The following is a 5245-nucleotide window of genomic DNA, read 5'->3' on the forward strand; positions in this document are numbered from 1 at the left end:
GAGCAGGCTCGCTCCCACATTGGTTTTGTGAACACCACAATTCAAATGTGGAAGCGAGCCTGCTCGCGATGATCTTGAACCGGAACCAATGTTACTGACTGACCACACCGCCAGACGTTCAAGGCGAATGCGTGATGTCAGCCATATCGTCGACCGCCAGTGCACCGGTGTCCGATGTTTCCAGCACCACATAAGCGCTGCTGCAGAACAGCGAGTTCAAGCGCTTCATGTCGGCGATCAGCTCCAGGTGCAATGAACTGGTCTCGATACTCTGCACAATCTTACGTTGCAGACGGCTGACGTGAGCATGGGCCAGGCGGCGTTCCTGTGCGCGAAAGCGACGTTTCTCACGCAGAAGCTGGCGGGCACTTTCCTTGTCGGCACTGAGAAATACCGACAAGCCCAAACGCAGGTTGGAGATCAACTGGCTGTGCAACCCGGCCAGTTCTTCCAGACCAACTTCGGAAAAAGACCGGCGCTGCGAGGTTTTCTGCTGCTGCACCTTGCGCAGCATGCGTTCGATCAAATCGCTGGCCAGCTTGAGGTTGATCGCCAGTTCGATGATTTCCGCCCAACGCCGGCTGTCTTGGTCGCTCAAATCTTCTCGGGGCATTTGCGCCAGGTAAAGCTTGATGGCGCTGTAGAGCGCTTCGACATCATCCGTCAGTTTGCGCATTTCCTGGGTGATGGCGGATTGTTTACCACGCAACACGTCGAGCATTGCTTCGAGCATGTTGTCGATCAGATCGCCCATGCGCAGGGTTTCTCGCGCGGCGTTGGCCAATGCCAGGCTGGGGGTGACCAGCGCGGTCGGATCAAGGTGGCGGGGTTTCGCCGTGCCGTTGAGCTCCGGCCGCTCCGGCAGCAGCCACGCGCAAAGCCTGGCCATCGGGCCGACGCTGGGCAACAGGATCAGGCAGCGCGCGGTGTTGTAGAGCAGGTGGAAGCCAATGACCATTTCCTGAGGACTGAAATCGAGGCTGTCGATCCAGTGCACCAACGGGTCCAGCACCGGAATGATCAGCAGCAGGCCGATCAGTTTGTACAGCAGGCTGCCGAGCGCCACCTGACGCCCGGCGGCGTTTTGCATGCTGGTGCTGAGGAACGCAAGGATGCCACTGCCGATGTTGGCACCGATCACCAGGCCGATCGCCACCGGCAGACTGATCACGCCGGCGCCAGCCAGGGTCGCGGTCAGCAGCACGGCGGCCAGGCTGGAGTAGGAAACCATCGCGAACAACGCGCCCACCAGGGCATCGAGCAGGATGTCACCGGTCAACGAGGCGAAAATCACCTTCACGCCCTGCGCCTGGGTAATCGGCGCAGCGGATTCAACGATCAGTTGCAGCGCCAGGATGATCAGCCCGAGACCAATGCTGACGCGGCCCATCTGTCCCAGACGGGTCTGCTTGCGGGACAGGAAGAAAATCACCCCGAGAAAAATCAGCAGCGGCGACAGCCAAGACAAATCAAACGTCAGCACACGCGCCATCAACGCGGTACCCACGTCTGCCCCGAGCATCGTTGCCAGGGCGGGCGTCAGCGCCATCAGGCCCTGACCGACGAAGGATGTGACGAGCATGGCCGTGGCGTTGCTGCTCTGGACCATCGCGGTAACGACGATCCCCGAGATGAACGCGAGCCAGCGTTTGGACATGTTCTGGCCGATCACATGGCGCAGATTGGAACCGTAGACCCGCAAGATGCCGGTTCGGACGATGTGCGTGCCCCAGATCAACAAGGCCACGGCCGATAACAAATTGAGCAGGGTGAGCATGCAGGCCCCCTGTGGTGGTAGCGCCCCAGAGGGGCAAATTGACGGTGCCGCGCGACGTTCTACGTTCTGTACTTAAGCTGTAGTTGGCTAACGGTCTGGGCGCCAGCATCGCATAGCTAAAGACGTGATTGAAACAAAACTGTCATGAAAACAGGTTGATGCAGAGAGTAAAAAAGGGACCCGAAGGTCTCAGCCGAACAGTTGAAAAGGTGCGCGACACAACCCCTGTGGCGAGGGAGCTTGCTCCCGCTGGGCTGCGCAGCAGCCTTAAAATCGGTGGGAGTTCAATCGCTAAAGATATCGTCGCCTAGCCCTACGTCGATCAAATATTTGGCTGTCTCGGGGTTTCGTTCAGCGCAGCGGGCATAACATTTGATGTGAAGGATCAAACTGTATTTGTGCGGAATCAACAATATGACGCCGTCAACTTGATCAAAGAGTTTCGCCTGAAGCCGCGCCTTATCCCCCTTGGTTTCTATTTTTAGCCAGTCGTTACCCTCCGCAGGCTCCGGAGTCCACCCGAGTTGATTGAACTTTTGTTGTAACTTCTCAAGGAGTGCTACCGCTTGCCCGAACGGCAAGGTTTCCAGCATCGGCGACGTAGTCAGGGTGATCGCTTTGAATTTGGACCAACTGATCGCACCGAACGTGGTAGCGGGCAGCGTAAAACCATAGTCGGGGTCATCAAATCTGATGACGACTGGATGGCTGATCCAAGTAGAGCTCGGATGAGGTGGATCTTTAGCGTCGTTAGGATCCCCAGGATAAATTGCCGTGTTGTCATAAACAGGGAATGTCGAGTCTCGTGCGACTTCTCTGTATGACTTCCCGATATGAACGTTCAAAAAATCAACTGGGTGGTGAAAAGAAGTCAGACAAATGAACAGGGTAAAAAACGCTGCTCTTTGCAAACACCAACGCCGCCTTCTGAAGCGGCTCTTCATTCGCTGTAGTAATCCGAACCGACACTGACATCAATCAGATACTTCGCCGTTTTCGGGTCGCGCTCATCACAGCGGGCGTAGCATTTGACGTTTAGCGCAAGACTGTATTTGTGAGGTATAAGGAGCATCACGATGACTACCTGATCGAACAACTGCCTTTGCAAAGCGTTTTTTTCTACTTCGCTGCCGACGGCTAACCAAGAGTTATCTTGTGGGTTGCGCGGTACCCAGCCCGAGTCTTTTAGCTTCCCCTGCAACTGAGTGAGTAAGGGAATCAGCTGATTGAAAGGCAAGGTCTCCAACATTGGAGAAGTTGTCATGGTCGAGACTTTACCTTCATCAAAACCAACGGCGCCAAACTTGGTTGCTGGTAGCGTAAAACCATGCTCAGGATCATCAAAATGGATGATGACTGGCTCTGATATCCATGTAGAACTAGGATGCGGTGGCGTGCTTGGATAAAAAGCGGTATTCGCAGGCACCGAAAACGTTGAGTCCTCAACGGTATCCTTGTAAGACTTCCCTATGTGCGCACTCAAAACTTCCGTATTCCAATTGAAGTAGGCAATACACAGCCCAATAATAATTGCACTCATGCTTATCAGAGATAGCCTGGTGAGTGGTTTCATCAGCGGATCCCTCCACCTTGAGATATTTCTGTAATGGATTGCTTTAGTTGGGCTTTTGAAGTGGGGTTTTTTAATAAGGCATCGAATTGTGTTGCAGCACGAAGTACGAATTCCATTCGTTGATCCTTGTTTGCCAGATTGGCCAATGGATTACTGCCGAAGGCAACCTTTCGCCCGTCTGCCGCTTTGCATTGACTTGCCAGAGTCAACTGGATTTCTTCTGCGGCTCCGGACAGCATCCCTGTGACTACTGATACGACATCTCCAGCATGGGTGCCGCGCATTAGGTAAGCGAAGTGGGAATCGTCATACATCGCAGGTTGCAAAATGTTCAGCTGTTCATGACCGGCCATGAATTCGACGCTTTTGGTAATTCTTCCTTCATCTATGGCTTTGAAAGTATCGGTCACTTCTGCACGCGCTGCACCGAACTCTACTTTGTCAGCGATGGGCCACAGAACTTCATTTTTTAGTTGGTTGCGTTTGGAAAGACAGGCTTCCATTTCTTTGAAGCCCCGCACCATAAAAAACCGATGCAACGGATAAACATCCAGAAACAGCGAGGTATTACCGAGGGCCAGCATTTCATACACGTAGTCCAACTGCTGCTGAACAGCGGAACGGGAGTTGTCGCCAAAGGTAATATCCTCAGTGGGAAGAGGATTGGCCGCTTTGGCGCTCGCTAACTCTTTCTCGATTTCCGGATCAGTCTTGCTGAGCTTGAACCCAAACCCTTCGAAAAGGGTTTCCGATTTCCCCGTCCGTAATTTCTCCTGCGCAGCCTTCTGCGCCGCAATAGCCGTTTGCAACTTGGTGGCATGGATCAACCCACACCCCACCTGCTTCGAAGCAAACGCCGCCAACCCCGCCCATTGAAACCGGTTATCCGCCAGCCACAATTGTGCATAGGCCGCGTTGATCTTGCGGTTACGGGCTTGCGGGTCGGCAATCAACACGCCGCCCGGTGCGACCCACTCTTCGGCTTCTTTTTGAAACCTGCGCCACAGGCAATTACAGGTCAGTAATGGCACTTCAACGCGGGTTTTCGGGTTAGGGCCGCCCTTAGTGGTTTCGCGTTTGCAAACGGGGAGTTCGCAGGTGCTGTCCCAGAGTTTCTTCATGTCCAGGTCGTCTGGGGCCATGCATTGTCCAGTCATTTCATTCTTCCTTGAGGCGTCAGACAGTCCAGCGGACGACGGCGAGGTCGGGCTGCAGGGTAGCGACGCTTTGGGTCATGCCCTCCGCGTTGGTCTGGCCTTTGACGATCCGGCCTTCAGCGGTTTCGATTTCGTAGTCCTGTTGGGCAATCGGTTCGCCATTGCCAGCGCTGACGGCTTTGAATTCGACCAAAGGCTGGCCAATGATCGGCAAGGGCGGGATGAAGGGCGCAGGGGAATGAGAGTTGCCGATGATGACGTTGCCGGAGCCGCCAATCACCACACCGCCATGGCTGGTGGTGCTATCGAGCGTATGGCGTTCAGGCCGTTGATGAACACGGTTGAAGAGAATCCACCGTTCAGGGCCTGGTCGCAGGTGCATGTGTCGCTGACCCGAGCGGCCGCAAGACCGTTGAAAAAGACATCGGGTGAGCCGCTGGCAATCGGGTTGGTGCCGTGGCCGGGAAGGGGACAGGTGGTCGGGTCCGTGAGGCGTGCAGCCGGTTTTCCAGACATATGCATTCCTTGTCATGTCGTTTGAAGCGAGCGAGGGACGCTAACCACCAGAGCTCGGTGCGTCAACCTTTGAACACGCCATCGTGAAGTATCCGCAATCGAGTGTTGAATAACCTCGATCCGCCAGGCTAATCACAGAGCAAAAAAAGTGGGAGCGAGCCTGCTCGCGATGAGGCCGTCACATTCAACGTTGATGTTGAATGACAGGCCGCTATCGCGAGC

General features: G+C 54.9%; 4 protein-coding genes and 1 pseudogene. All 5 read right to left on the minus strand.

Annotated elements, in window-relative coordinates:
* Positions 1-118 precede the first annotated feature (118 nt).
* The 5 genes and pseudogenes from QMX98_RS32090 to QMX98_RS32110 all read right to left on the minus strand — a co-directional run bounded on the left by QMX98_RS32090 (position 119) and on the right by QMX98_RS32110 (position 5023).
* A complete protein-coding gene (locus QMX98_RS32090; RefSeq protein ID WP_010465559.1) occupies positions 119-1777 on the minus strand; it encodes a Na/Pi cotransporter family protein in 1659 nt (552 codons plus the stop codon).
* A gap of 284 nt (positions 1778-2061) precedes the next feature.
* Complete coding sequence (locus QMX98_RS32095) at positions 2062-2721, minus strand: hypothetical protein (RefSeq protein WP_282411947.1); 660 nt, start codon at positions 2719-2721, stop codon at positions 2062-2064.
* The gene (locus QMX98_RS32100) at positions 2718-3350 is read right to left on the minus strand and encodes a hypothetical protein (RefSeq protein WP_282411948.1); all 633 of its coding nucleotides are present in this window, start codon (positions 3348-3350) and stop codon (positions 2718-2720) included. The genes QMX98_RS32095 and QMX98_RS32100 overlap by 4 nt, the downstream gene beginning before the upstream one ends.
* Positions 3350-4507 (minus strand): hypothetical protein, encoded by a 1158-nt coding sequence (locus tag QMX98_RS32105; protein WP_083375356.1) that lies wholly within the window; start codon positions 4505-4507, stop codon positions 3350-3352. The genes QMX98_RS32100 and QMX98_RS32105 overlap by 1 nt, the downstream gene beginning before the upstream one ends.
* Before the next feature lie 19 nt (positions 4508-4526).
* A pseudogene (locus QMX98_RS32110) lies at positions 4527-5023 on the minus strand (PAAR domain-containing protein).
* Positions 5024-5245: the final 222 nt, after the last annotated feature.

Source organism: Pseudomonas sp. PS02303, assembly GCF_029959925.1.
Classification (GTDB): Bacteria; Pseudomonadota; Gammaproteobacteria; order Pseudomonadales; family Pseudomonadaceae; genus Aquipseudomonas; species Aquipseudomonas mandelii.

What these genes read in the sequence shown, in the direction of transcription:
- QMX98_RS32090 (WP_010465559.1), bottom strand. Translation starts at nt 1,777, where the DNA reads ATGCTCACCCTGCTCAATTTGTTATCGGCCGTGGCCTTGTTGATCTGG.
- QMX98_RS32095 (WP_282411947.1), bottom strand. Translation starts at nt 2,721, where the DNA reads ATGAAGAGCCGCTTCAGAAGGCGGCGTTGGTGTTTGCAAAGAGCAGCG.
- QMX98_RS32100 (WP_282411948.1), bottom strand. Translation starts at nt 3,350, where the DNA reads ATGAAACCACTCACCAGGCTATCTCTGATAAGCATGAGTGCAATTATT.
- QMX98_RS32105 (WP_083375356.1), bottom strand. Translation starts at nt 4,507, where the DNA reads ATGACTGGACAATGCATGGCCCCAGACGACCTGGACATGAAGAAACTC.